This is a genomic window from Microbacterium sp. NPDC057658 (assembly GCF_042799975.1).
GTDB lineage: Bacteria > Actinomycetota > Actinomycetes > Actinomycetales > Microbacteriaceae > Microbacterium.
In genome coordinates, this window is sequence record NZ_JBHVHT010000001.1 from 1,837,804 (window position 1) to 1,862,665 (window position 24,862).

Below are 24,862 nucleotides of genomic sequence, written 5' to 3' on the forward strand. Positions count from 1 at the left end.
CACCACGCCGCCGTCTCGGTCCCGGCTCAGCGCCGACGGCCGAGGCGGCGGAGAGCGCGGACGCCCAGGACCGCCGTCAGCACCCAGGGCCCCACGACGATGATCGGGTCGAGCCAGGTGTGCCGGAGATCGATGCGGCCGCGTCCGAACCGCGACGCGAGCGGACGATGCTGCGGTTCCGCGAGGACGCCGGTCTGCGTGATGGGGTCGTCCGGCCGCCGGGTGATAAGGGAGCGGGCGTGCGCGGTCACGGCATCGACGCGGTCGCCCAGCACGAGCAGCAGCCAGCGGCTGTTCTTCGTCTCGCTGAACCGGTCGTAGGCGACGCGCCTGATGGCACCCGACACGCCGTGCAGCGGTTGCGAGGTGCCCCAGACGGGAGGCAGCATGCCGTGCTCGATCGAGCGCTCGCGGCCGCGGTCGGGGCCCTGACGCTCGGGGAGGTCCCAGTGCGCGCCGGTGTCGCCGACATCCTCCAGCTGCTGCCAGGTGCGGCGGTGCTCGGGGGCGAGGTCGGCGCCCCAGCCCGGGATCCGTGCACGCAGCTCATCGGGGGTCGGTGCGGGGATGGGGCGAGATCCTTCGTACGGCATGGTCATTCCTCTCCGACGACGATGAGCGGTTTGATGCAGTCGTCGAGCTTGGACGAGAACACGTGGTAGGCCTCCGCGATGTGCTCCAGGGGGAAGCGGTGCGTCAGCAACTCGGACGGACGGATGTGCCCCGCCTGGATGTGTTCGAGCAGCCGCGGCCACTGCCTCTTCACGGGAGCCTGGTTGCCGCGCACCGTGAGGCCCTTGTTAATGATGTCGCCCAGGCGCACCGAGGTCACCAGCGGGCCGTAGGCGCCGAGGATCGACACGGTGCCGCCCTTGCGCACGCTGTCGATGGCCCAGTTCACCGCGACGGGGGAGCCGCCCTGCAGCTTGAGCTTGGCGGCGGTCACGTGCTGGACGACGCTGCCGTCCGCCTCCGCGCCCACCGCGTCGATCACCACGTCCGCGCCGAGGTAGCCGGTCGCCTTCTTCAGCGCGAGCACGATGTCACCGGCTTCGTGCAGGTGCATCGTCTCGGCGAAGGCGAAGTCCCGCGCCTTCTCGAGCCGGTAGTCGAGGTGGTCGACGACGATGACGCGGCCCGCGCCGAGGAACCAGGCCGAGCGGGCGGCGGCCAGGCCGACGGGACCGGCGCCGAACACGACCACCGTGTCCCCTTCGGCGATGTCCGCCTGTTGCGCGCCGAAGTAGCCGGTGGAGAACGCGTCGGTGAGCAGCAGCGCGTCCTCGGAGGCGAGCCACTCCGGGATCACCGAAGGGCCGACATCCGCGAACGGCACGCGCACGCGCTCCGCCTGCCCGCCGTCGTACCCGCCGGTCGTGTGCGAGTAGCCGTAGATCCCGCCGACGGCGGTCGCGTTCGGGTTCACGTTGTGGCAGTTCGAGAAGAGACCGCGGCGGCAGAAGTAGCACGAGCCGCAGTAGATGTTGAAAGGCACCATCACCCGGTCGCCCGGGCGCAGCGTCTCCACGGAGGAGCCGACCTCCTCGACCACCCCGACGATCTCGTGACCGAAGGTGTGCCCGATACGGGTGTCGGGCATCATGCCGTGGAAGAGGTGGAGATCCGACCCGCACACGGCGGCTCTCGTGACCCGCACGATCGCGTCGTTGGGGTGTTGGATCGTCGGATCGGGTTTCTCCTCGACGCGGATCTTGTACGGTCCGCGGTAGGTCATCGCCTTCATCGGGTGCTCCTTCGCTCCGTGGAGTGACCGACGCTAGGCACCGCCTCGGGGATGACTCAGGGGATTGACGGATGAGACGGAGAGGCGTACGAACGCGGACGCCGGGCGCCGAGCACCGCCGAGTGACGGTGTCCCTGGGCGCGGTTCGTGAGGGCCGCCCAGGGCACTACCCCCGGTCGGCGGTTCGCGCAATGGGCTGGGTTCCCGGCCGGAACGCTGACAGTCTCGGCGTTACCTTCCCCTGTGGGAAGGCGACGCGCGCGGCGCGGAGCGGAGGACAGGTCGTGGGAAGGTTCATCTACGAGGGCGGCCCGCGATGCGAACTCGAGGACCGCGCGCTCCTGCACATCCAGCTCGTCATCACCGCGAAGCTGCGTCGAGGGGAGCCGTTCGCGTTCAGCTGGCGGGAGGATGCCAGCGTCGGCGGCGGGAAGAACACCGTCTGGATCCACGCCTACAGCAGCATCGTCTTCCAGTACTTCGGCAGCAGGAGACCCGAGGTGAATCGCGCGTGGGTCGACGCGCTCGCCTACACGGCCAACAGCCCCACCGGGCTCTACCTGGTACCGGAACCGCCGGGCAGCGCGACGGCCGGAAACCTCGAGATCGCCTGAGGCCGGCCGTCGCGCCGGGGCATCAGCCGGCCGAGGCGGCCCCGCGCGCGCGCCGGCTTCGTGCTGCGAGCACGAGTCCGCCGAGGACCGCGGCGAGGAGGGAGCCGACGAGCACGCCGATCTTCACGTGATCGTCCGCGACGCTGCTGCTGCCGTACGCGAGCTCGCCCACCAGCAGCGAGACCGTGAACCCGATGCCCGCGAGCAGGGACATGCCCGCGAGATCCGGCCAGCGCAGCGACTCATCGAGGCGCAGGGCCGGCATGCGGCTCAACAGGAAGGTCGTGAGCAGGATGCCGACGGGCTTACCGAGCACGAGCCCCACGATGATACCGATCGTGATGGGGTCGGTCAGCGCCGAGACGAGGCCGTCCACGCCGCCGATCTCGACCCCGGCCGCGAAGAAGGCGAACACCGGCACGGCGACGAGGGTCGCCACGATGCCCCAGCGATCCGCGAAGTGCGCGGCGAGACCGTCGTAGACCGGGGCGCCGTCGGCGTCCGTCCCGGTCCGCACCCGCGCGCGCTCCGTCGGACGCACCGGCACCATGAAGCCGAGCAGCACCCCCGCGACCGTCGCGTGCACCCCGGACGCATGTACGAACGCCCAGACGGCCAGGGCGAGGGGAAGCAGGATCCACCAGGACCGGATGCCGTTCTGCACAGCGAGTGCGAAGCCCGCGAGGGGGAGGAGCGCCAGGATCAGCCAGGGGAAGCTGATGGTCTCGGTGTAGAAGGTGGCGATGATCGTGATGGCGATGAGGTCGTCGATGATCGCGAGGGTCAGCAGGAACACCCGCAGGGCGGGCGGCAGGAAGCGGCCGACGACGGCGAGCACCGCGATCGCGAACGCGATGTCCGTGGCCGTGGGGATCGCCCATCCGCGGAGGACCTCGGCGCCCGACGCGGCGTTGATCGCGACGAAGAAGAGGGCGGGGACGATGACGCCGCCCACCGCGGCGGCGATCGGAAGCGCGGCACGGCGCGGGTCACGGAGCCGCCCGGCGACGAACTCCTCCTTCAGCTCCAGTCCGACGACGAAGAAGAACACGGCGAGCAGGCCGTCGGCGGCCCAGGCGCCCACGCTGAGCTCGAGGTGCCACTCCGGGATCCCGAAACGGAAGTCCCTGACGGCCTCGTACCAGGGGGCGGCGGGGGAGTTGGCGAGAATCAGGGCGGCGAGCGTGGCGGTCAGCAGCAGACCGCCGCCGAGCACGTCGCTCCGGGCGGTGGAACGGATGCCGCGCCAGAGCTCATGCGGCGCGAGACGGAAACGGGCAGGGGACGACGAAGAAGACACAGGGATACCTCACGGCAGATGGATGGGTGACGCGATGTCGCCGCACCCGTCCGGGCGCGGCCTATCCCTGTGGCGGCGGGCAGCCCGCGATCTCGCCGTGCGAAAGGGTGCCCCAGACGCTCGTCCACCCGTTGGTGCCGGGGTGCAGCACCACGCGCATCCACTCCGTCATCGGCGTCGCGGACGACAGACGGCGCGGAGCGCGCGTCGAACCGGCGATGTGGAGGGAGGGCACGGATCCAGGCTACCCGGCTCGGCTGCGGGACGTGGACGGACTCCCGGCGGCACGAGAAGAGGGACCGCCCGTGTGGACGATCCCTCTTGCTGTACGTGCCCCCGACAGGAGTCGAACCTGCGACCTACGGTACCGGAAACCGGCGCTCTATCCACTGAGCTACGGAGGCGTACCGATCGACAATATCACTCGTCGGGGGTGGTCTCCGACCCACCGGCCTCCGTGACCGGCGCGGCGCGCAGTTCGTCGAGCGCCGCGGCGAGCTTCTCGGCGAGATAGCGGTGGCCGTCGGTGGACGGATGCTTGCGTCCGACCTCCACGTCGATGACGGAGAGATAGTTGTCCTCGGTGATCCAGTCGAGCGCGACGGGGGAGATGTACCACCAGCCGCGGGCCGAGGCGAGAGCCGCGAGATCCCGGTCGATCCGTGCCGTCTGCGCGCCCACCGGCAGCTCGTGCGGCGCGGGGCCGAGCACGACGATCGCCGCCTCCGGGTACAGCGCCGTCAGCGCGTCCCACGCGGCGGTCACGGCCTCGCGGTAGCCGGCAGCGCCCTGTGCCCGGTCGTTGATGGAGCCCTGGATGATGACGAGGTCCGGGTCGAGACTCGGGTCCAGCGCCGCGATGCGCTCGCCGAAGGTGGGGCCGTCGATGCCGGGCTTGAGGTAGCCGCTGCCGCGCACGCCGTCCACGATGGTCGTGCCGTGCAGCAGGTCGGCGAGCACGTACGCGTAGCCGAGGGTGGGGTCGGACGCGGCAGAGCCGTAGGTCCACGAATCGCCGAAGACGAGGACGGTCGGCTCGTCGGGGAGCGCGAGCGGTGCGGGAGCGATCACCGCGGCGGACTCGTCTCCGGCCGCAGCGCCGACCGGGAGGGACGACGGCGCCGGAACCCACGGTCGCCAGACCCCGATCACGCCCGCGGCGACCGCGACGAGGAGGGCGGCGGCGACGCCCGCGATGCGCAGTCGACGAGGGGCGGCGGGGGCGTTCATGGTGTGAGAGTAGATCACGGAGGACGGATCGCAAACTCGGCGGGACGCGGGGCGACGGAACGGGCCTGCGCACCCCCGTAAACTGGGGGGTCTATGAATCCTGAAACGCTCGCCCACGCCCTCCTCGCCGTCCTCGCCCCCATCGCCGAGGAACGACGTCCGGGCGAGCCGTTCGACCTCTCCGCCGCCGACATCGTGCTGGAGCGCCCGCGCAACCGCGATCACGGCGACTGGGCCTCGAACATCGCCATGCGCCTGGCCAAGCCCTTCGGCACGAATCCGCGCGAGCTCGCCCAGCAGATCGCCGACGGACTGGCCGATGTGGACGGCATCGCGAGTGTGGAGGTCGCGGGCCCCGGCTTCCTCAACATCCGCCTCGACGCGGCGGCCGCCGGCGCGCTCGCGAAGGTCATCGTCGACGCCGGTCCCGCCTACGGGACGAACTCCTCGCAGGAGGGCGTGAGCGTCAACGTCGAGTTCGTCTCGGCGAACCCCACCGGGCCGCTGCACATCGCGCACACGCGCTGGGCGGCCCTCGGCGACGCGATCGTCCGCCTGCTCCTCGCGAGCGGTGCCCGTGCGGTGCGCGAGTACTACATCAACGACGCGGGCGTGCAGATGGACCGCTTCGCCGCGTCCGTGCTGGCCGCGGCGAAGGGGGAGCCCACGCCGGAGGGCGGCTACCCGGGCGAGTACATCGCGACGCTGGCCGGCCGCGTCCTCGAGGCCCGCCCCGACCTGCTCGACCTCCCGGAGGAGGAGCAGCTCGCCGTCGCCCGCGAGCTCGGCTACGAGTACCAGCTCGCCGAGATCAAGCACTCCCTCGAGCGCTTCAACGTGCCGTTCGACGTGTGGTTCTCCGAGCGCACCCTCCACGCGAAGGACGCCTCGGGTTCCAGCCTGATCGACCAGGCCGTCGACCGTCTGCGCGAGCAGGGCCACGTGTTCGACGAGGACGGCGCCGTCTGGGTGCGCACCACCGACTTCGGCGACGACAAGGACCGCGTCATCCGCCGCTCGAACGGCGAGTACACGTACTTCGCCGCTGATGCCGCCTACTACCTGAACAAGGGCGACCGCGGCTTCCGCGACAAGATCTACCTGCTCGGCGCCGACCACCATGGCTACGTGCACCGTCTCAAGGCGGTCGCGGGAGCGGCGGGCGACGACCCCGCGAAGAACATCCAGGTGCTCATCGGCCAGATGGTCTCGATCAACGGTGCCCGCCTCAGCAAGCGCGCCGGCAACATCATCGAGATGGACGACCTGCTCGACTGGCTCGGCACGGACGCCCTGCGGTACTCGCTGGAGCGCTCGCCCGCCGACTCGCCGCTCGACCTCGACCCGGAGCTGCTGCAGAAGCGCACGAACGACAACCCGGTGTTCTACGTGCAGTACGCACACGCCCGCACCCACAACGTCGCGCGCAACGCCGCCGACTCCGGCATCGACCGCTCGGTCTTCGCCCCGGAGACGCTCACGCACGAGACCGAGGCGGCGCTGCTGGGCGCGCTGCAGGAGTTCCCGCGCATCGTCGCGTTCGCCGCCGAGGTGCGCGAGCCGCACCGCGTCGCGCGCTACCTGGAGGAGCTCGCCGGGCTGTACCACCGCTGGTACGACAACTGCCGGGTGATCCCCCTGAGCGACGCCCCGGTCGAGGACGTGCACCGCACGCGCCTGTGGCTGAACGACGCCGCCGGCCAGGTCTTCCGCAACGGGCTCGACCTGCTCGGCGTCTCCGCGCCCGAGCGCATGTAGGGAGCGCCATGAGCGACGACAACCCGACCCTCCCGTACCCGAAGCCCTCGGACGAGCACCCGACGCTCGTGGTCCCCGACCCGGCGGACGGTCGGCGGAAGAGCGCAGCGCCGCGGCGGCGCCGGTGGCCCTGGGTCGTCCTCATCGTCGTGGTCGTGCTCGCCGCCCTCGTGGTCGCGGCGGAGCTCGTCGCCCGTGCCGTGCTCCCCGGCGTCGTGCGGTCGATGGTGATCGAGCAGCTCGACCTGCCCGCCGACCAGCAGCTCGATGTCGAGACCGAGGGGATCCTGTTGCCGCAGCTGCTCGCCGGCCGCCTCGACACCCTGCGCCTGTCGACCGACGCCGTGACGCTGCAGGGCATCACGGGGGCGGCCGACGTCACCGCGACGGGCGTCCCGCTGCGCGGCGGCGACCTCGATGGCGCCGACGGCACCATCCGCATCGACCAGGAGCAGTTCACCGCTCTGCTCTCGGACACCGACCTGCCCGTCGACACGGTCGAGTTCGCCGCGCCGAACGCGACGCTCGGCGGCTCCTTCGCGGTGCTCGGGACGGCGGTCCCGGTGTCCGTCACGTTCACCCCCGGCGCCGTCGAGGGGGACCTCGAACTCACGCCGGTGGCGGCCAGCGTCGGCGGCGTGGAGGTCGACCTCGACCGCGTCGGGTCGTCGCTCGGCTCCCTCGGCGAGGGGATCACCCAGCCACGACGGGTGTGCATCGCCGACCAGCTCCCGGCCGGTCTCACGCTGACGGGGGTCGAGATCGTCGGCGACGACGCCGTGATCGACGTCGATGCGGACGGCGCGATCGTCACCGACGAGGCACTCCAGGCGAAGGGCACCTGCGACCGCTGAGCGCACCCCGGTTCACCCGGGCAGGCGCTCCTGCAGGCGCGCGGCGAGTTCCGCCGGCCGTTGCAGGGGGATGCCGTGACCGCAACCACGGAGGACCTCGAGGGTGCTGCGGGGATGGACACGGTTCAGCAGCGCGGCGGAACGGCGCATGAGCGGCTTCTCGTCGCCTCCGACGAGGACCAGTGCCGAGCCGGGGTGCGTGCTCCACGCGGGCGGCGGCGTGAAACGCAGGTTCTCCTCGACGGCGCGCAGCAGGGTCGTGCGTGAGAGGGCGGCGGAGGTCTCCAGATAGCGGGGGAGCAGTGCGTCCGGGATGAACAGCTCGCGCGCCTGCAGACGGGCGAAGCGCTCGTTCCTGGCGAGTCCGGCGGTGAGGCGGAGCAGCGCCAGAGTGGGCCCGACGGCCCGGATCGGCTCCGCCTGAGCGCTGATGACGACGGCGTCGGCGACGAGGTCCGGGCGTCGTGCCGCCAGCAGGACGGCGAGCTGCGCGCCGAGGGAGAAGCCGACGACCGTGGCCGGTCCGGTCTCCTGCTCCAGCAGGGGGACGAGCGCCGCCACCGTCTCCTCGTGCGACGCGTAGTCCTCGGTCGCGCTGCGGCCGTGACCGGGAAGATCAGGGACGATGACCCGCCGCGCAGGATCGAGGTGCGTGCGCAGCGGCTCCCACATCCAGCCGGCGACGCCGCCGCCGTGCAGGAGCAGAAGCGGTGGTGTCCCCGGGGGACCCGATGTCTCGTGATGCATGTCACTCCATCTCGAAGCTCGCGGCCATGCGGCCGACCGTGTCGATGGCGCTCTTCAGCGTGCCCCGGTCGAGCGGTCCCAGCGTGCGTGCGGCCGAGAGCAGTCCGAGGGTGGCGCTGGAGAGAGCGAGGGCCAGGGCTTCGGGCTCCACATCCGGCACGATCCGGCCCTGGCGCTGGAGGTCACGGATCCCGGCGACGACCCGTTCGTGACGCGTCCGGTACCGGGAGGTCGGCTGCGCGGCGACGTGGGCGCCGAGCACTCCCGCGTCGTCGAGGAACGCGGCCGTCATGAGCTCGTCGCCGAGCAGCGCCGCCGCCGTGGCGCGGTAGAGGGCGCTGAGCGACGGCTGCGGTCCCGCGGTGCGGGCGACGGCGTCGGCGATCCGCGCGGTGCCGCGCTGGAGCAGGGCATCGAGGATGTCGCGTTTCGCCGCGAACTCCAGGTAGACGGCGCCCTTGCCGATACCGGCCGCGCGCGCGATCGCGGCGACGTTCATCGCGTCGAAGCCCTCGGCCAGGACCATGCGCTCCGCCGCGTCGAGGATGCGTCCCCGACGGTCGGGCACGAGCGGCCTAGGCATCGGAGCCTCGGGCGAACCAGTCGCGCAGGGCGGGGATCACGAGGTCGGGACGGTCCCGTTGCACCCAGTGCCCGGCGCCGGGGGCCACGAGGAGCTGCCCGGCGGGCAGGATCTCCGCGGCCTCCTCGACCCGCCGGAGAGGGACACCGGAGTCGCGGTCGCCGTGCACGAGGAGGACCGGGACGCGGATCTCGGCGAGTCGATCACGGTAGTCGGTGCGGAGTCGCAACGGCCGCACCTGATCCCGCTGCCAGTCGCCGAACGTCGTGAGACCGGAGCCGGTCGCGGCCTCGGCGAGCACCGCGTCGACGAGACCAGGGGTGCGGGCGTCGGGGGAGCGCACGAGATCCTGGAGGCCTCGCGTCATCGCCTTCCGGTCGCGTGCGTAGACGCGTGTCATCGCACCGAGCAGGCCCGAACGCAGGAGCAGGAACGTCGACAGGTGCGAGAGGGGCCCGAAGGTGCCGTCCGTCAGGCGCGGCATCAGGCCGTAACTGCCGAGGAGGGCGGCGGCGTGTGCTCCGTCCGGGCGGTCGAGCAGATGGCCCAGCGCCATCCCCGCGCCCATCGAAAGACCCCCGATGGCATACGCGTGCAGCTCGAGGGCGTCGACGAGGTCGCCGACGTACTGCACCAGGCGCTCCTGGGTCAGCGGCGCATCGAGGCGTGGGCTGCGTCCGAAGCCGGGGTGGTCCGGCGCGAGGACGCGGTGTCCGGCCGCCGCCAGCGCCGGCCCGACCTCGCCCCAGGAGAGCTCCGCACTGTCGGCCCCGCCGCCGTGCAGCAGCAGCACGGGTGTCTGCGTCTCGCCGGAGGGGCGCCATTCCAGGACCGACACCGCGGCGCCGGGAACGGTCACGGTGTGCCGTCGTGGTGCGGACATGCGTCCCCTCTCGTTGTGACCATCCTATCGATTCCGGTCACAACGAGGACCTCACTCCGGGGCGGCGGTGCCGTTCTCCTCGGCCGCCGCGCGCTGGGCGTCGCGCAGCTCGGCCGTCGCGATCTTCACGTCGACCTCGGCGCGCTGCAGCCGTCGCTGCACGAACGTCCGCGCACCGAACCGTTCGTGCAGGCGGTCGCCGCGCTCCTCTTCGGCGGTCACGATGTAGGCGCACGCGACGAGGATGACCTGCGTGGACAGCTGGAGCCAGATCAGGAGCGCGAGGAGCGAGGCGAACGACGCGAGGAGGGGGTTGCTCGTCGCTCCGCCCACGAACAGTCCGGAGAGCTGCTGCAGCACGATGAGGCCGAAGGCGCCGAGGAAGGCGCCGCTCCACAGGGAGCGCGCGGCGGGCCGGACGCCGGACAGCAGGAGGAAGGCGCCGACGATCAGGGCCGCATCGAGGATGAAGACCACGAGCAGCGACAGGAGACGGACCGTCCAGGCGAGCAGCGGCGAATCCGACGGCACCCCGAGCAGATCGCCGATCCAGGTCACCCCGAGCTGTCCGATGAAGGTGATCCCGGCGGCGAGCACGAACGCGAGCCCGATGCCGACGGCGAGCAGGAGGTTGCGGACGATGACCCAGATCCACAGGATGTCCGCCTGGATCGTGCCGGCGATGGTCCGGATGGCCGTGCGGAGCGAGCCGATGGCGCCGAGAGCGGCACCGACCAGCGCGACGAGGGAGATGATGCCGGCGATCGAGAACGAGGCCGGAGTCCGGAGGTCGTTCGTATTGATGACACCGCCCTCGCCGATGAGCCCGGGGACCGCGGATTGCACGGCGTCGATGATCGCGCGCCAGGCCTCCGGGTTGCCGGACAGCCAGAGGGCCGCGAGGGAGAAGCCGAGGAGCACGCCCGCGAAGACGCTGAACAGGGCCCGGTAGGTCACGCTGTCGGCGAGCATCGGGCCACGGCGCTCGGAGTACAGCAGCACGGCCCTGACCGGGCGCCGGGCGAGGGCCCAGGCGATCACCGGACCCGTGATGCGGGCGACCAGCCCCGGGCGGGCCGGGGCTGCGGAGTGGTTCTCGGAGTCTCGGTTGTCGGTGTCTGCCACGTGCCCACCCTACGAGCCGGGCGGTACCGCTCCCCAGGGGGTTGACGCGGCGTGTCACCGTGACCAGGCAGCGACAGAGGGTGCCCTAGAATCGGGGCAACTCGATGTGCGCCTCCGCCCGAGATCCGTCCCACGATTGGTGTTCCGTGCTCGACTCTGCCGCCACGCTTGCTCCGGACTGGCTCGTCGTCCCCGAAGATCCGAACGATCTCGCGCCGGGTGTCTGGCCGGCTTCGGCCACGCGCGACGACGACGGCAGCCTGGTGCTCGCCGGAGTGCCGGCGCCCGAGCTCGCCCGCACCTACGGCACGCCGCTCCTCGTGCTCGATGAGGACGAGGTGCGGCACCGCGCCCGGGCCTTCCGCGACGCGTTCGACCGCGCCGCCTCGGCGCACGGCACGACCGCGCAGGTGTACTACGCCGGCAAGGCCTTCCTATGCACGACGGTCGCCCGCTGGGTCGTCGACGAGGGGCTGCGCATCGACGTGTGCACCGGCGGCGAGCTCGAGGTCGCCCTCGCCGCGGGGGTCGCACCGGCCTCGCTGGGCTTCCACGGCAACAACAAGTCGGTCGCCGAGCTGGAGCGCGCTGTCGCTCTCGGCATCGGCACGATCGTCGTCGACAGCGCGATCGAGATCGAGCGCCTCGCCGCCATCACGGCCCGGACGGACACCGTGCAGCGCGTCATGGTCCGGGTCATCAGCGGCGTCCACGCCGAGACCCACGACTTCCTCGCCACGGCCCACGAGGACCAGAAGTTCGGCTTCCCGCTCGCCGAGGCCGAGGTCGCCGTGGCCCGCATCCGCGAGATCCCGGGGCTGGAGTTCGCCGGCCTGCACTGCCACATCGGCTCCCAGATCTTCGGCGTGGCCGGCTTCCGCGAATCCGCGTCGCGCGTGCTCGAACTGCACGCCGCCCTCCTCGAGGACGGCCCGGTGCCGCAGCTAAACCTCGGCGGCGGCTTCGGCATCGCCTACACCCGCGTCGACGACCCCACGCCGATCGACGAGCTGGCCGACGGCATCGTGGCGGCGGTCGCCGAGGGCTGCGCGGCGCGGGGCATCGCGGTGCCCGCGCTCTCGTTCGAGCCCGGGCGCGCGATCGTCGGCACGGCGGGTGTGACCCTCTACGAGGTCGGCACGACGAAGGACGTCACGGTCGCCTCCGGGGCCACGCGGCGGTACGTCAGCGTCGACGGCGGGATGAGCGACAACGCCCGTACGGCTCTCTACGGCGCCAGCTACTCCGCCCGCCTCGCCTCGCGGACGGGGACGGACGAGCCCCAGCTGAGCCGAGTGGTCGGCAAGCACTGCGAGTCCGGCGACATCGTCGTCGACCACGAGTACCTCCCCGGAGACGTGACACCGGGCGATCTGCTGGCCGTCCCGGCGACCGGCGCCTACTGCGCCTCGCTCGCGAGCAACTACAACCACGTCCCGCGGCCGCCGATCGTGGCGGTGCGGGAGGGGCGCTCGCGGGTGATCGTCCGCGGCGAGACCGTCCACGACCTGCTGGCCCGCGACGCGGGCATCGACGGGGCGCACGCCCCCGAGGGAGCACGATGACCCACCCCGAAGGAGCACCCATTGACTGACTACAGACGACTTCGCGTGGCGCTGCTGGGCGCCGGGGCCGTCGGCTCCCAGGTGGCGGCCCTCCTGCTCCGCCACGGCGACGAGCTGGCCGACCGCGCGGGTGCCGCGCTGGACCTGGCCGGAATCGCGGTCCGTGACCTCGACGCGCCCCGCGACGTCGAGCTCCCGAAGGAGCTCTTCACGACCGACGCCGAGTCGCTCATCCTCGGCGCCGACATCGTGATCGAGCTCATCGGCGGCATCGAGCCCGCCCGCACCAACATCCTCCAGGCGATCGGCTCGGGAGCCGACGTCGTCACGGCCAACAAGGCGCTGCTGGCCACCCACGGACCGGAGCTGTTCGAGGCGGCGGATCGCGTCGGCGCCTCGGTCTACTACGAGGCGGCGGCCGCGGGTGCCATCCCGATCATCCGTCCGCTGCGCGACTCGCTCGCGGGCGACCGCGTCGTGCGGATCATGGGCATCGTCAACGGCACCACGAACTACATCCTCGACCGGATGGACACCGAGGGCGCCGACTTCGCCGACGTGCTGGCGGACGCGCAGCGCCTCGGATATGCGGAGGCCGACCCGACCGCGGACGTCGAAGGCTACGACGCCGCGCAGAAGGCCGCGATCCTCGCCAGCCTCGCCTTCCACACCGCGGTGCCGCTGGAGGCGGTGCACCGCGAGGGGATCACCACCATCACGGCGTCGATGATCGAGGAGGCCCGCGCGGCGGGCTTCGTGATCAAGCTGCTCGCCGTCTGCGAGCGCATCGAGGCCGACGGCGCCGAGTCCATCTCGGTGCGGGTCTACCCCGCCCTCGTGCCGGTCGCCCACCCTCTCGCCTCCGTGCACGGTGCCAACAACGCCGTCTTCGTCGAGGCCGAGGCGGCGGGCTCCCTCATGTTCTACGGCGCCGGCGCGGGCGGTATCCAGACGGCCTCGGCCGTGCTCGGCGACGTGGTCTCCGCCGCTCGTCGGCACATCGCCGGCGGCGTCGGCGTGGGCGAGTCCACCCGGGCGAACCTCCCCGTCGTGCCCATCGGCCACGTGACCACGCGCTACCAGATCACCCTCGAGGTCTCCGACGCCCCCGGCGTGCTGGCGACCGTCGCCGGTATCCTCAGCGACGGCGGGGTGTCCGTCGCGACCGTCGTCCAGACCGTCGAGGGGGAGGACGAGCCGACCGCACGCCTCATCATCGGCACGCATCGCGCGACGGAGCAGGCCCTCAGCGACACGGTGGACGTGCTCGCGGGCAGCGACGTCGTCGCCCGCGTGGTGTCCGTCCTCCGGGTGGAAGGCGAGTGACCACCGTGACGGCCACGGCTCCCGCCCCCGAGGAGCACGGTGCGCGTGTGGGTCGCACGGTCGAGGTGACGGTGCCGGCGACGAGCGCCAACCTCGGCCCCGGCTTCGACACGCTCGGCCTGGCGCTCAGCATCTACGACCGGCTCGAGGTGACGGCGCTCCCCGAGGGGCAGCTCGAGATCGAGGTCTCCGGTTCCGGTGCCGAGGACATCCCGCGGGATGCCTCCAACCTCATCGTCCGGACGATCGCCCACGTGTTCGCCGACGCAGGCCGGCCTATGCCCGGTCTGCGCATCGTGGCCGAGAACGCCGTCCCGCACGGCCGAGGCCTCGGGTCCTCCGGCGCGGCCGTCGCTGCCGGTGTGCTCGCGGCGAAGGGGCTGCTGGCGGGAGACGTCGACATCTCCGACACCGATCTGCTGCGCCTGGCGACCGAGCTGGAGGGCCACCCGGACAACGTGGCCCCTGCGCTGTTCGGCGGGCTCACGATCGCGTGGATGGGGGAGCGCGGCCCGCAGCACAAGAAGCTCCTCGTGCACCGCGGCGTCTCCCCGCTCGTCCTCGTCCCGGCGTACACGATGTCCACCTCGCAGGCCCGGTCGCTGCAGCCGCCGCACGTCTCCACGGCCGACGCGGTGTTCAACGTGTCCCGGTCCGCACTGCTCATCGCCGCGCTGATGCAGAGCCCGGAGCTGCTGCTCGACGCGACCGCCGACCGCCTGCACCAGGACTACCGCGCTGGTGCCATGCCGGAGACGCAGCGCCTCGTGCAGGCTCTGCGTGCCGCCGGATTCGCGGCGGTCGTCTCCGGCGCCGGACCCAGCGTGCTCGTGCTCGCCGACGGTCCCGGCAGCCGTCTGGACGCCGTCGAGGTGGCCAATCAGGTGACCGACACCCCGTGGGAGGCGCTCCTGCTCGCCGTCGACGTCCGTGGTGGTACAGTGGGGGATCGAGCGGAGGGCTCCACGTAGCATTCGTGAATCTGGCCCCATTGCATCTCTTGCAAGACCCGCACGCGAACCCCTGAGGCCCAAGTGCCGAGGCTGGCTGACGCCGAGCGTCAGCCCGTGCGATCGTGCGCAGCACCCGTTGTGCGCGTTCACGCTCATTTCCCATGACCTATAAGGGAGTACTCGTGGAGAACCTCTCCGAGACCCAGAACGATCAGGCGGCTCCGACCGCCGATGCCCCCGTCGCCGAGCAGGCGACCGAATCCGCTCCGGCCAAGAAGCGCGCACCGCGTCGGGCGAACACCGCTACGGCTGCGGCCAAGGCGGCCAAGGCCGCGGAGGAGTCCGGCTCGGCGGAGGCCCCTGCGGCTGCCGGCGACTCCGCCGAGGCGGCGGAGGCGGCCCCGAAGGCGAAGGCTCCGCGCCGCACGCGGGCGAAGAAGGCGGACGCCGAGGCTCCGGCCGAGGCCGCACCGGCCGAAGCGGCACCGGCTGCCGAGACCACCGAGGCGCCCGCCGAGGCCCCCAAGTCCGCCCGCGGCCGTCGCACGAAGAAGGCGGATGCCGAGGCCTCGGAGGCGAAGACCGAGAAGGCCGAGGCCGCACCGGCCGACAGCGCGGCGGAGACCGCCGACGCGGGCACCGCCCAGGGCGGCCGCGCCAAGAACGACGCGGCGAAGAGCGAGTCGAAGAACGACGGCGCTGCCGCGAAGAACGAGGCCGAGGCGGACGCTCCCTCGAAGGACTCGTCCGGCGAGGCCGACAACGGCGAGGAGCAGGGCGGTCGGGGCCGCAGCCGCAACCGCAACCGCAACCGTGGCCGTGGCCAGGGCGGCGGTCAGGAGCAGGCGCAGAACGCGCCGGCCGACGACGACCAGTCGGGTAACGGCAACGGCCGCAACCGTCAGCGCAACAAGCGTCGCAGCGGCGGCCAGGTCGACGAGTTCGAGACGGAGATCACCGAGGACGACGTCCTCATCCCGATCGCCGGCATCCTCGACGTGCTCGACAACTACGCCTTCGTGCGCACCACCGGTTACCTGGCCGGCCCGAGCGACGTCTACGTCTCGCTCGGCCAGGTCAAGAAGTACAACCTCCGCAAGGGCGACGCCGTCGTCGGCTCCATCAAGCAGCCGCGCGAGGGCGAGCAGCAGGGTCGGCAGAAGTACAACGCCCTGGTCAAGGTCGACTCGATCAACGGCCTCTCGGTCGACGATGCGGCCACCCGCGTGGAGTTCGGCAAGCTCACCCCGCTCTACCCGCAGGAGCGTCTGCGGCTGGAGACGGCTCCGGAGAAGCTCACGCAGCGGATCATCGACCTCGTCGCGCCGATCGGCAAGGGCCAGCGCGGCCTCATCGTCGCACCGCCCAAGGCCGGCAAGACGATCGTCCTGCAGCAGATCGCCAACGCGATCGCGCAGAACAACCCCGAGGTCCACCTCATGGTCGTGCTCGTCGACGAGCGCCCCGAAGAGGTCACCGACATGGAGCGCACCGTGAAGGGCGAGGTCATCGCCTCCACCTTCGACCGCCCCGCGGAGGACCACACGACGGTCGCCGAGCTCGCGATCGAGCGGGCCAAGCGCCTCGTCGAGCTGGGCCGCGACGTGGTCGTGCTGCTCGACTCGATCACCCGCCTCGGGCGCGCGTACAACCTGGCCGCTCCGGCGTCCGGCCGCGTGCTCACCGGCGGCGTCGACGCGTCCGCGCTTTACCCGCCGAAGCGCTTCTTCGGTGCCGCGCGCAACATCGAGAACGGCGGATCCCTCACGATCCTCGCCACCGCGCTCGTCGAGACCGGTTCCAAGATGGACGAGGTCATCTTCGAGGAGTTCAAGGGCACCGGCAACAGCGAGCTGCGGCTGTCGCGTCAGCTGGCCGACAAGCGGATCTTCCCGGCGGTCGACGTCAACGCGTCCAGCACCCGCCGCGAGGAGATGCTGCTCTCGGCCGACGAGGTCAAGATCACCTGGAAGCTGCGCCGTGCTCTCGCCGGCCTCGACCCGCAGCAGGCGCTGGAGGTCGTGCTCGGCAAGCTCAGGGAGACCCACTCCAACGTGGAGTTCCTCGTGCAGATGCAGAAGTCCATCCCGACGCTGCCCTCGGGCGCTCACGGGCACGACAACAACATCCGCTGAGGACCGACGTGTTCGAGTCCGTCCAGACTTTGATCGACGAGCATCGCCGGGTCCAGGAGGAGCTTTCCGACCCGGCGGTGCACGCCGACGCGGCCCGCGCCAAGCGCGTCAACCGTCGGTACGCCGAGCTGTCGCGCATCGTGGCGGCGCATGAGGCGTGGACGGCTGCCGTCGACGATCTGGAGGCGGCGCGGGAGCTGGCCCGTGAGGACGAGGCCTTCGCCGCGGAGGTCCCCGCCCTCGAAGAGGGCGTGCAGGCGGCGCAGGAGCGCCTGCGGCGCCTCCTCATCCCGCGCGACCCGGACGACGCCCGCGACGTGATCATGGAGATCAAGGCGGGGGAGGGCGGCGCGGAGTCGGCCCTGTTCGCCGCGGATCTGCTGCGCATGTACGTGCAGTACGCCGCGTCGAAGGGGTGGAAGACCGAGCTGCTCGAGCGCAACGAGTCCGACCTCGGCGGCTACAAGGACGTCCAGGTCGCCATCAAGGGTTCCTCGTCCGACCCCGCACAGGGTGTCTGGGCGCATCTGAAGTATGAGGGCGGCGTGCACCGCGTGCAGCGGGTTCCCGCCACGGAGTCGCAGGGCCGCATCCACACCTCCACGACCGGCGTGCTCGTGTTCCCCGAGGTGGACGAGCCCGAGGAGATCCAGATCGATCAGAACGATCTGAAGATCGACGTGTTCCGCTCGTCGGGCCCCGGCGGGCAGTCGGTGAACACCACCGACTCCGCTGTCCGCATCACGCACGTGCCCACCGGGATCGTCGTGTCGATGCAGAACGAGAAGTCGCAGCTGCAGAACCGCGAGGCGGCGATGCGGGTGCTGCGTGCCCGGCTGCTGGCCAAGCAGCAGGAGGAGCTCGATGCGGCCGCCTCGGACGCGCGCAAGTCGCAGATCCGCGGCATGGACCGCTCGGAGCGCATCCGCACCTACAACTTCCCCGAGAACCGGATCGCGGATCACCGCACCGGGTTCAAGGCGTACAACCTCGATCAGGTCATGGACGGCGCGCTCGACCCCATCATCGAGAGCGCCATCGCCGCCGACGAAGAGGCCCGTCTGGCCGCCGTCGGCTCCGAGGGCTGAGCGGCCGCCGCGACGGCGTCAGGTGCGCGCGGCGTACCGGTGCTCGGGACGCCCGGTCGACCCGTAGCGCAAGCGCACCTCGACGATGGTCCGTGCGGCGAGAGCCGCGAGGTGCCGTTGCGCCGTGGCCCGGGAGATGCCGACCCGCTCGGCGACCTCCGCCGCTGAAGCCTCGCCGTCGCCGAGCGCCGCGAGCACGCGCTGCTCGGTGGCCGAGCGCGACAGGGAGACCGGCTCGCCGCCGCCGTGCAGGATCGCCAGCGCGCGGTCCACGTCCTCCTGCGTGACGGGCCGATCACCCGCGAGCAGGTTGCGGTAGCGGGTGTACCGGTCGAGGAGTCCCGTGAGAGCACGTCGGTCGAAAGGCTTCACGAGGTAGCCCACGGCGCCGGCTCGCAGTGCGCGGCGCACGGTGGGCGCGTCGTCCGCGGCGGAGATGAGGATCGCGTCGACCCCGAGCTCGCGGACGAGTCCGATGCCGTCCCCGTCGGGGAGGTAGACGTCGGCGAGCAGGAGGTCGGGGCGTGTCGAGCGCACGAGGTCGCGCGCCTCGGCGCAGGACCGCGCGGTCCCGGTCACGGTGTATCCGGGCTGATCGTCCACGATCGTCCGGTGCAGGTCAGCCACCCGGAAGTCGTCGTCGAGGATGAGCGCGCGCAGCGGTTCGGTCATCGGTCCTCCTTCGGGACACGCGGAGCGGGGTCGACGGCATCCCCGAGCCGGGCGGCGAAGACCGCGCCGTGATCGGGACCGCCGGAGTCGATGATCCAGAGGTCGCCGCCGCTGCGGCGGGCGATCTCCGTCGCGAGCGGCAGTCCGATGCCGTGTCCGTGCACGGAGTCCGCGCTCCCGTCGTCGGCGTGCGGCCGGGGGTCGGACGGGCGGAGCCCCTCGCCGGAGTCGGCCACCGTGACGACGAGCGCGTCACCGTCGCTCAGCACCGAGACCTCCACCCACCGCGGCTCCCGCGCGCCCGCGACGGCGGCCACGACCGCGTTGTCCACGAGGTTGCCGAGCACGCTGGCCACGTCCTCCGCTCGACGGACGGTGCCGATCACCTGGGTGTCCGCCGCAATCCGCAGGGCGACGCCCCGTTCGGCGGCCTCGACGCCCTTGGCTCCGAGGAAGGCGTGCAGGAACGGGTCGCCCACGAGGTCGAGTCCGGTGACGGGGAACGCCACCGGACCGCGGCTCACCAGCTCGTCGAGGAACGCCCTGGCGTCGTCGACGCGACCGGCGTCGATGAGGCCCGCGGCCACATGGAGGCGGTTCGCGAACTCGTGGCGTTGGACACGCAGCGCGGAGGTCATCGTCCGGACGGCCTCCAGTCGCTCGGTCAGGGCGATGAGGTCGGTGCGGTCGCGCACGATCAGCACATCGCCGAGCGCGCGCCCGTCGCGTCGCACCGCGCGCGACTCGAGGTACAGCATCCGGTCGCCCACGACGGCCTCCGCGCGGTCGCGGGCCCCGGTGGCGGTGTCGCGCACGACAGGGGGGAGGGGAAGCGCGTCCACGGTGCGGCCGACCGGATCGTGGAGCCCGAGACGCCGGTCCGCCGCGGCATTGCTCACGCGCACGACGCCGTCCTGATCGACCGCGAGCACGCCGTCGCCGACGCCGTCGAGCACCGCCGTCTGATTCTGCACGAGGGCGACCAGCTCCTCGGGCTGCACGCCGATGGTCAACCGTTCCCAGCGCCGGCGCAGGAGGAGGAAGGTCAGGAGGGCGAGGGCGAGCGCGCCGGCGGCGGTCAGACCGAGAGCGGCGAGCAGCGGCGGCAGGTCGTCGAAGACGCCGTTGCGCTCGAACCCGACGCTGATCTCGCCGACCGGCGTGCCGGAGTCGTCGCGCACCGGCACCTTCGCGCGGGCGGACTCGCCGAGCGTGCCGGTCTGCCAGTCGACCACCTCGCGTCCCGCCAGCACCGCGGCGAACGGGGTGCTCACGACCTCGCCGATCCGCGAGGGCAGCGGATGGGCGAGTCGGATGCCTTCATCGTCCGTGATGACGACGAACAGGGCCCCGGTGCGGGCCATGACGTCGGTGGCGATCTGCTGCAGGTCTCCGTCGCGCAGCGCCTCCGCGTCCGGCTCGTCGTCCGACGCGGAGATGGCGGCGACCGCCGCCCGCACCTGCGCGTCCTCGGCCAGGGTCCTCGCGATGCCGAGCGCGGTCGACTCCGCCTCGGCGCGCAGCTGCTGGACCGCGAGGGCGAGGTACACGCCCGTGCACAGCGTCACGACGAGGGCGACGGCGGCGAGGTGCAGCAGCAGCGCGCGGGTCGCGAACCGGACCCGTCTCCGCGGGGACATCGACACCTCCTCGACGCGCAATATGCGCAGAAGTCACGGTACGCGCACAAGACGCGGTTATGCGGCATACCGCGCTCGGCGTCTCCGGATTCCCTAGCCTCGTCAGGATCCGTCAGCGATGACGGAGCGACGACGAAGGAGTCACGCATGTTCCACGCATCGACCGCGCTGATCGCTGCCGCCGAGGAGGAGGCACCGACCTACGACGTGGCCTTCGTGCCGCCGGAGGGTGTGCTCGTCATCCTCGGCTTCACGATGGTCCTCGTGTTCATGACGCTGATCATGACCAAGCGCCTCACCCCGATGGTGGCCCTGATCCTCGTGCCGACCGCCTTCGGGCTCTTCGCGGGAGCAGGGCTCGGGCTCGGCGACATGATCCTCGACTCGATCGGCACCATGGCGCCCACGGCCGCGCTGCTGATGTTCGCAATCATGTTCTTCGGCATCATGATCGACGTCGGCCTCTTCGATCCCCTCATCCGGCTGATCACGCGGGTGCTCGGCGACGACCCCGCGAAGGTGGTGCTCGGGACGGCGATCCTCGCGGGCGCGGTGTCCCTCGACGGCGACGGCTCGACGACCTTCATCATCACGACCTCCGCGATGCTGCCCATCTACCTCCGCCTCGGCATGAGCCCCGTCGTCCTCACCTGTGTCGCCGGCCTCATGAACGGCACGCTCAACATCGTTCCGTGGGGCGGCCCGACCGTGCGCGCCGCGACCGCGCTCGGTGTCCAGCCGACGGAGATCTTCGTGCCGATGCTCCCCGCCCTCGGCGCAGGCATCGTCGTGACGCTCGGCTTCGCCTGGCTCCTCGGGCTGGGGGAGCGGCGGCGTCTGGGGCGGATCGACGCGGACGGCCGGCTCACCGGAGCCGACGGCGGCGTCCTCTCCTCGGTGCCCCGGATCTTCCGCGGTGCCGAGCTCAAGCCGGGCGCTCGTGCCTCGCTGCGCACCGGCAACCTCGTCGTCGTCGCCGGCGGACACGCTCCGGTCGCCGCCGGGAGCGTCGACCCCGCGGACACGGCGATGGCCGACACCATGCTGGATCCCGCCCGCCCGACCCTGCGTCCGCGGCTGATCTGGTTCAACCTCCTCCTGACCGTCGCGGTCATGGTGCTCCTGGTGATCGACATCCTGCCGCTGCCCTACGTGTTCATGGTCGGCGCGGGCATCGCGCTCGTCGTCAACTTCCGCGGCATCAAGGACCAGGCGGCGGAGATCGTCGCGCACGCCCCGAGCATCGTCGGCGTCGTGTCGATGGTCATCGCCGCCGGCGTCCTCGTGGGGGTCCTCTCCGGCACCGGCATGGTCGACGCGATGGCGACGTGGATCACGAACGTGCTGCCGCCCGCACTCGGCCCGTTCCTCGCCCCGATCACGGGCGTGCTGTCCATCCCGTTCACGTTCTTCATGTCGAACGACGCCTTCTACTTCGGGATCCTCCCCGTGCTCGCCCAGAGCGCGGCGAACTTCGGCATCGATCCGGTCGAGATGGCCAGGGCCTCGATCACCGGGCAGCCGGTGCATCTGCAGAGCCCGCTCGTGCCCGCGATCCTGCTGCTCGTCTCCCTCGCCGGGGTGAACCTCGGAGACCACCATCGCAAGGTGCTGTGGCGCGCGGTCATCGTGTCGCTCGTGATGCTGGGGATCGGCATCCTGGTCGGTGCCGTCCCGTTCTTCGTCGCGCAGTGACCGCGCCCCGGTGCCGCGCTAGGCTCGCCCCGTGATCACACTCCTGTATCGCGGCCTGATGTACCTCGTGTCGGCCGGCCTCGGTCTGCTGGCGGCGGACCTCCTCCTCGACGGTTTCCAGATCCAGTGGGACCAGTGGTGGGGGTTCGTCGTGTGCATCGTCGTGTTCGCCGTGCTGCAGAGCGTTCTGTCGCCGTGGGTCAGCAGGCTCGCCGACCGCTATGCGCCCGTGCTCATGGGCGGCATCGGGATCTTCTCCACGCTCATCGCCCTCATGGTCGTCGTGCTGCTTCCCATCGGGGGCCTGCGCATCGTCGACCTGACCGGGTGGCTGCTGGGCGCCGTCATCGTCTGGCTCGTGACGGCGCTCGGCAGCGTGCTGCTGCCGCTCATCTTCCTGCGGCGCCGGATGGAGGGCCGCAGCGGCCGTCGCTCGGGTCGAAGGGCTGCGCGTCAGATGGAGTAGTCCGGGGCGGTCAGCAGCGCCCTGGTGTCCTCACCGGCGGTCCGCTGACGCGGCTTCGCCGGCACACCCACGAGCACGCTGTCGGCGGGGGCGTCCTTGGTGACCACGGCGTTGGCGCCCACCACCGAACGGGCTCCGACCGTGACGGGGCCGAGGATCTTCGCCCCCGCGCCCACGGCCACGCCGTCCTGCAGGGTGGGGTGCCGCTTGCCGACGTCCCTGGTCCGGCCGCCGAGGGTCACACCGTGGTACATCAGCACGTCATCACCGATCTCCGCCGTCTCGCCGATGACGACGCCCATGCCGTGATCGATGAAGAAGCGTCGGCCGATCCGGGCGCCGGGATGGATCTCGACGCCCGTCAGCCACCGGGCGACCTGCGACCCGGTGCGGGCGAGGAGCCGGAGGCGCAGCCGCCACAGCGCGTGCGAGATGCGGTGCGCCCAGATCGCGTGCAGCCCCGGGTAGAGCAGCGCGACCTCGACCGCGGTGCGCGCGGCCGGGTCGCGAAGGCGCGCGGCGGCGATGTCCTCGCGCATTCGCCCGATCATGCCCATCGACGACCTCAGTCCTCGCGCAGATCCTCGAACAGGGCGGTGGAGAGGTACCGCTCGCCGGTGTCCGGGATGATCACGACGATGGTCTTGCCGGCGTTCTCCGGGCGCGCGGCGACGGTCAGCGCGGCCGAGACGGCGGCACCGGAGGACATGCCGACCAGCAGACCCTCCTTCGCCGCGAGCGCGCGGGCCACGCGCAGCGAGTCCTCGAACTCCGCCGTGATGATCTCGTCGAGCACCTCGCGGTCGAGCACGTCGGGCACGAAGTTCGGGCCGATGCCCTGGATCTTGTGCGGTCCGGGGTGCCCTTCGGTCAGGACGGGGGAGTCCTTGGGCTCGACGGCGATGACCTGGACCTCGGGCTTCGCCGCCTTCAGGGCCTGCCCGGTGCCGGTGACCGTGCCGCCCGTGCCCACGCCGGCGATGAAGATGTCGACCGCGCCGTCGGTGTCGCGCAGGATCTCCTGCGCCGTGGTCTCGCGGTGGATCTGCGGGTTCGCCGCGTTCTCGAACTGGCGGATCCAGATGGCGCCCGGGGTCTCGTCGACGATGCGCTTGACCTCCTCGATCGCCCCCTTCATGCCCTTCGTGGGGTCGGTGAGGACGATCTCCGCGCCGAACGCCTTGAGCAGCACGCGGCGCTCCTTCGACATCGAGGCGGGCATCGTGAGGATGACGCGGTAGCCGCGCGCGGCGCCCACCATGGCGAGGGCGATGCCGGTGTTGCCGCTCGTCGACTCCACGATCGTCCCGCCGGGGGCGAGCTCGCCGGCGGCCTCGGCGGCGTTGATCATGGCGATGCCGATGCGGTCCTTCACGCTGGACGCCGGGTTGTAGTACTCGAGCTTCGCGAGCACGGTGGCGCCGAGGCCCTCGGTCACGCGGTTGAGGCGGACGAGCGGGGTGTTCCCGAAAGCGGTGGTGATGTCGGGGTGGATGCCGGACATGGGGGAGCCTTCCTGTGCGGGTGCGCTGCCGATCCAGCCTAGGCGAGCGCGATGGGGGACGGGGCATTGTGACGGTCGCGCACTCTACGCTGGAGCCATGCCCGACCTCTCCCTCGCCGCCGCCGTGCGCGCCGCGGCGCAGCGTCTCGCCGACGCCGGCGTGCCCGACCCCCTCGTCGATGCGGAGCTGCTCGCCGGACACGTCCGCGGACAGCGCAGGGGAGAGGTGCAGGCGGCGGTGATCCGCGGCGACCGGCTCACCGATGACGACGCGGCGGCGCTGGACGCCCTCGTCGACCGCCGCGCGCGCAGGGAGCCGTTGCAGCACCTCACCGGAACTGCGCCGTTCCGGCACCTGGAGCTCGCGGTCGGCCCTGGCGTCTTCGTCCCGCGTCCCGAGACGGAGACGGTGGTGCAGTACGCGATCGACGCTCTCCTGGGTTCGGGGGAGCCGTCACCGATCGGGGTCGACCTCGGCACCGGCAGCGGCGCGATCGCGCTCGCGATGGCCACCGAGGTGCCGCACGCCCGGGTGTACGCCGCTGAGCTCTCTCCGGAGGCGCACGCCTGGGCCCGACGCAACGTCGCGGGCGTCGAGAACCTCACCCTCGTGCTCTCGGACCTGGCAGACGCGTTCCCCGAGCTCGATGGCACCGCGAGCGTCGTCATCTCCAACCCGCCGTACGTGCCGGCGCAGGCGATCCCCCGCGATCCGGAGGTCCGGCTGTTCGATCCGGCGCTGGCCCTCTACGGCGGAGAGGACGGTCTCGACGTCGTCCGCGTCCTCAGCACGCGCGCACTGCGACTGCTCCGGCCCGGGGGGACGCTGGTGATCGAGCACGGTGAGCTGCAGGGCGCTCCGATCCGGGAGCTGCTCGCGGCGGACGGCTGGCGGGCCGCGGCCACCCATCGCGATCTGACGCTGCGCGATCGCGCCACCACCGCCGTGCGTCCCTGATCAGCAGACGTCGAGGTCGTCC

General features: G+C 71.7%; 24 protein-coding genes and 1 tRNA gene. 11 read left to right on the forward strand and 14 right to left on the reverse strand.

Annotated features, from left to right (window positions below; all coding sequences use genetic code 11):
* Positions 1-26: 26 nt before the first annotated feature.
* Together ACFU8V_RS08670 and ACFU8V_RS08675 are read right to left on the reverse strand one after the other, a co-directional pair.
* Complete coding sequence (locus ACFU8V_RS08670; protein WP_378870504.1) at positions 27-593, reverse strand: hypothetical protein; 567 nt, start codon at positions 591-593, stop codon at positions 27-29.
* A gap of 2 nt (positions 594-595) precedes the next feature.
* The gene (locus tag ACFU8V_RS08675) at positions 596-1,744 is read right to left on the reverse strand and encodes a zinc-dependent alcohol dehydrogenase (protein WP_378870507.1); all 1,149 of its coding nucleotides are present in this window, start codon (positions 1,742-1,744) and stop codon (positions 596-598) included.
* A 284-nt stretch (positions 1,745-2,028) separates the two neighbouring features.
* Between ACFU8V_RS08675 and ACFU8V_RS08680 the strand changes: the two genes are divergently transcribed.
* Positions 2,029-2,358 carry an ATP-dependent DNA ligase gene (locus ACFU8V_RS08680; protein ID WP_378870509.1) on the forward strand — a complete coding sequence of 110 codons (330 nt, stop codon included), beginning with the start codon at positions 2,029-2,031 and terminating at the stop codon, positions 2,356-2,358.
* Positions 2,359-2,380: 22 nt separating this feature from the next.
* Here the strand turns inward: ACFU8V_RS08680 and nhaA are convergent, their stop codons facing one another.
* The 4 genes from nhaA to ACFU8V_RS08700 all read right to left on the reverse strand — a co-directional run bounded on the left by nhaA (position 2,381) and on the right by ACFU8V_RS08700 (position 4,888).
* Positions 2,381-3,658 carry a Na+/H+ antiporter NhaA gene (nhaA, locus tag ACFU8V_RS08685; protein WP_378870512.1) on the reverse strand — a complete coding sequence of 426 codons (1,278 nt, stop codon included), beginning with the start codon at positions 3,656-3,658 and terminating at the stop codon, positions 2,381-2,383.
* A gap of 61 nt (positions 3,659-3,719) precedes the next feature.
* Complete coding sequence (locus ACFU8V_RS08690; RefSeq protein ID WP_172400128.1) at positions 3,720-3,893, reverse strand: hypothetical protein; 174 nt, start codon at positions 3,891-3,893, stop codon at positions 3,720-3,722.
* Between the two features lie 96 nt (positions 3,894-3,989).
* A tRNA-Arg gene (locus tag ACFU8V_RS08695) sits at positions 3,990-4,062 on the reverse strand.
* Positions 4,063-4,078: 16 nt separating this feature from the next.
* A complete protein-coding gene (locus ACFU8V_RS08700; RefSeq protein ID WP_081811567.1) occupies positions 4,079-4,888 on the reverse strand; it encodes an SGNH/GDSL hydrolase family protein in 810 nt (269 codons plus the stop codon).
* Between the two features lie 93 nt (positions 4,889-4,981).
* Between ACFU8V_RS08700 and argS the strand changes: the two genes are divergently transcribed.
* A complete protein-coding gene (argS, locus tag ACFU8V_RS08705; RefSeq protein WP_062766536.1) occupies positions 4,982-6,646 on the forward strand; it encodes an arginine--tRNA ligase in 1,665 nt (554 codons plus the stop codon).
* Positions 6,647-6,654: 8 nt separating this feature from the next.
* Positions 6,655-7,500: a DUF2993 domain-containing protein gene (locus tag ACFU8V_RS08710; RefSeq protein ID WP_025103126.1), complete on the forward strand. Its 846-nt coding sequence runs from the start codon at positions 6,655-6,657 to the stop codon at positions 7,498-7,500.
* 12 nt (positions 7,501-7,512) lie between these two features.
* Here the strand turns inward: ACFU8V_RS08710 and ACFU8V_RS08715 are convergent, their stop codons facing one another.
* Genes ACFU8V_RS08715 through ACFU8V_RS08730 form a run of 4 tightly spaced genes read right to left on the reverse strand, consistent with a single transcriptional unit; the run spans position 7,513 to position 10,838 of the window.
* Entirely contained in the window at positions 7,513-8,247 is a 735-nt protein-coding gene (locus ACFU8V_RS08715; protein WP_025103127.1) for an alpha/beta fold hydrolase, read from the reverse strand.
* Between the two features lies 1 nt (position 8,248).
* Positions 8,249-8,830: a TetR/AcrR family transcriptional regulator gene (locus tag ACFU8V_RS08720; protein WP_378870518.1), complete on the reverse strand. Its 582-nt coding sequence runs from the start codon at positions 8,828-8,830 to the stop codon at positions 8,249-8,251.
* A complete protein-coding gene (locus tag ACFU8V_RS08725) occupies positions 8,823-9,713 on the reverse strand; it encodes an alpha/beta fold hydrolase (RefSeq protein WP_378870521.1) in 891 nt (296 codons plus the stop codon). Before ACFU8V_RS08725 ends, ACFU8V_RS08720 begins: the two co-directional genes overlap by 8 nt.
* Before the next feature lie 51 nt (positions 9,714-9,764).
* On the reverse strand, positions 9,765-10,838 hold the full coding sequence (locus ACFU8V_RS08730; protein WP_172400129.1) for a YihY/virulence factor BrkB family protein: 1,074 nt from the start codon (positions 10,836-10,838) through the stop codon (positions 9,765-9,767).
* Between the two features lie 146 nt (positions 10,839-10,984).
* Between ACFU8V_RS08730 and lysA the strand changes: the two genes are divergently transcribed.
* The 5 genes from lysA (at position 10,985) to prfA (ending at position 17,905) form a co-directional block, all read left to right on the forward strand.
* Positions 10,985-12,403 (forward strand): diaminopimelate decarboxylase, encoded by a 1,419-nt coding sequence (gene lysA, locus ACFU8V_RS08735; RefSeq protein WP_303708106.1) that lies wholly within the window; start codon positions 10,985-10,987, stop codon positions 12,401-12,403.
* 21 nt (positions 12,404-12,424) lie between these two features.
* Complete coding sequence (locus ACFU8V_RS08740) at positions 12,425-13,729, forward strand: homoserine dehydrogenase (RefSeq protein WP_025103132.1); 1,305 nt, start codon at positions 12,425-12,427, stop codon at positions 13,727-13,729.
* A gap of 5 nt (positions 13,730-13,734) precedes the next feature.
* Positions 13,735-14,700, forward strand: a complete 966-nt coding sequence (gene thrB, locus ACFU8V_RS08745; RefSeq protein ID WP_231729613.1) for a homoserine kinase — start codon at positions 13,735-13,737, stop codon at positions 14,698-14,700.
* A gap of 164 nt (positions 14,701-14,864) precedes the next feature.
* The gene (gene rho, locus ACFU8V_RS08750) at positions 14,865-16,817 is read left to right on the forward strand and encodes a transcription termination factor Rho (RefSeq protein WP_378871853.1); all 1,953 of its coding nucleotides are present in this window, start codon (positions 14,865-14,867) and stop codon (positions 16,815-16,817) included.
* Positions 16,818-16,825: 8 nt separating this feature from the next.
* Positions 16,826-17,905: a peptide chain release factor 1 gene (prfA, locus tag ACFU8V_RS08755; RefSeq protein ID WP_025103135.1), complete on the forward strand. Its 1,080-nt coding sequence runs from the start codon at positions 16,826-16,828 to the stop codon at positions 17,903-17,905.
* Between the two features lie 18 nt (positions 17,906-17,923).
* Here prfA and ACFU8V_RS08760 read toward each other — a convergent pair whose 3' ends face one another.
* Together ACFU8V_RS08760 and ACFU8V_RS08765 are read right to left on the reverse strand one after the other, a co-directional pair.
* On the reverse strand, positions 17,924-18,577 hold the full coding sequence (locus ACFU8V_RS08760) for a response regulator (protein ID WP_303708099.1): 654 nt from the start codon (positions 18,575-18,577) through the stop codon (positions 17,924-17,926).
* Positions 18,574-20,217, reverse strand: coding sequence for an ATP-binding protein (locus tag ACFU8V_RS08765; RefSeq protein ID WP_378870527.1), 1,644 nt, complete (start codon positions 20,215-20,217; stop codon positions 18,574-18,576). The genes ACFU8V_RS08760 and ACFU8V_RS08765 overlap by 4 nt, the downstream gene beginning before the upstream one ends.
* Positions 20,218-20,364: 147 nt before the next feature.
* Between ACFU8V_RS08765 and ACFU8V_RS08770 the strand changes: the two genes are divergently transcribed.
* Complete coding sequence (locus ACFU8V_RS08770; protein WP_025103138.1) at positions 20,365-21,912, forward strand: CitMHS family transporter; 1,548 nt, start codon at positions 20,365-20,367, stop codon at positions 21,910-21,912.
* A 31-nt stretch (positions 21,913-21,943) separates the two neighbouring features.
* Positions 21,944-22,378, forward strand: coding sequence for a phage holin family protein (locus ACFU8V_RS08775; RefSeq protein WP_025103139.1), 435 nt, complete (start codon positions 21,944-21,946; stop codon positions 22,376-22,378).
* Here ACFU8V_RS08775 and epsC read toward each other — a convergent pair.
* Positions 22,366-22,935: a serine O-acetyltransferase EpsC gene (epsC, locus tag ACFU8V_RS08780; RefSeq protein WP_303708092.1), complete on the reverse strand. Its 570-nt coding sequence runs from the start codon at positions 22,933-22,935 to the stop codon at positions 22,366-22,368. The genes ACFU8V_RS08775 and epsC overlap by 13 nt on opposite strands.
* Positions 22,936-22,943: 8 nt before the next feature.
* Positions 22,944-23,882, reverse strand: a complete 939-nt coding sequence (gene cysK, locus ACFU8V_RS08785) for a cysteine synthase A (protein WP_025103141.1) — start codon at positions 23,880-23,882, stop codon at positions 22,944-22,946.
* Between the two features lie 97 nt (positions 23,883-23,979).
* Between cysK and prmC the strand changes: the two genes are divergently transcribed.
* Positions 23,980-24,840, forward strand: coding sequence for a peptide chain release factor N(5)-glutamine methyltransferase (prmC, locus tag ACFU8V_RS08790; protein ID WP_025103142.1), 861 nt, complete (start codon positions 23,980-23,982; stop codon positions 24,838-24,840).
* The last annotated feature ends 22 nt before the right edge of the window (positions 24,841-24,862 follow it).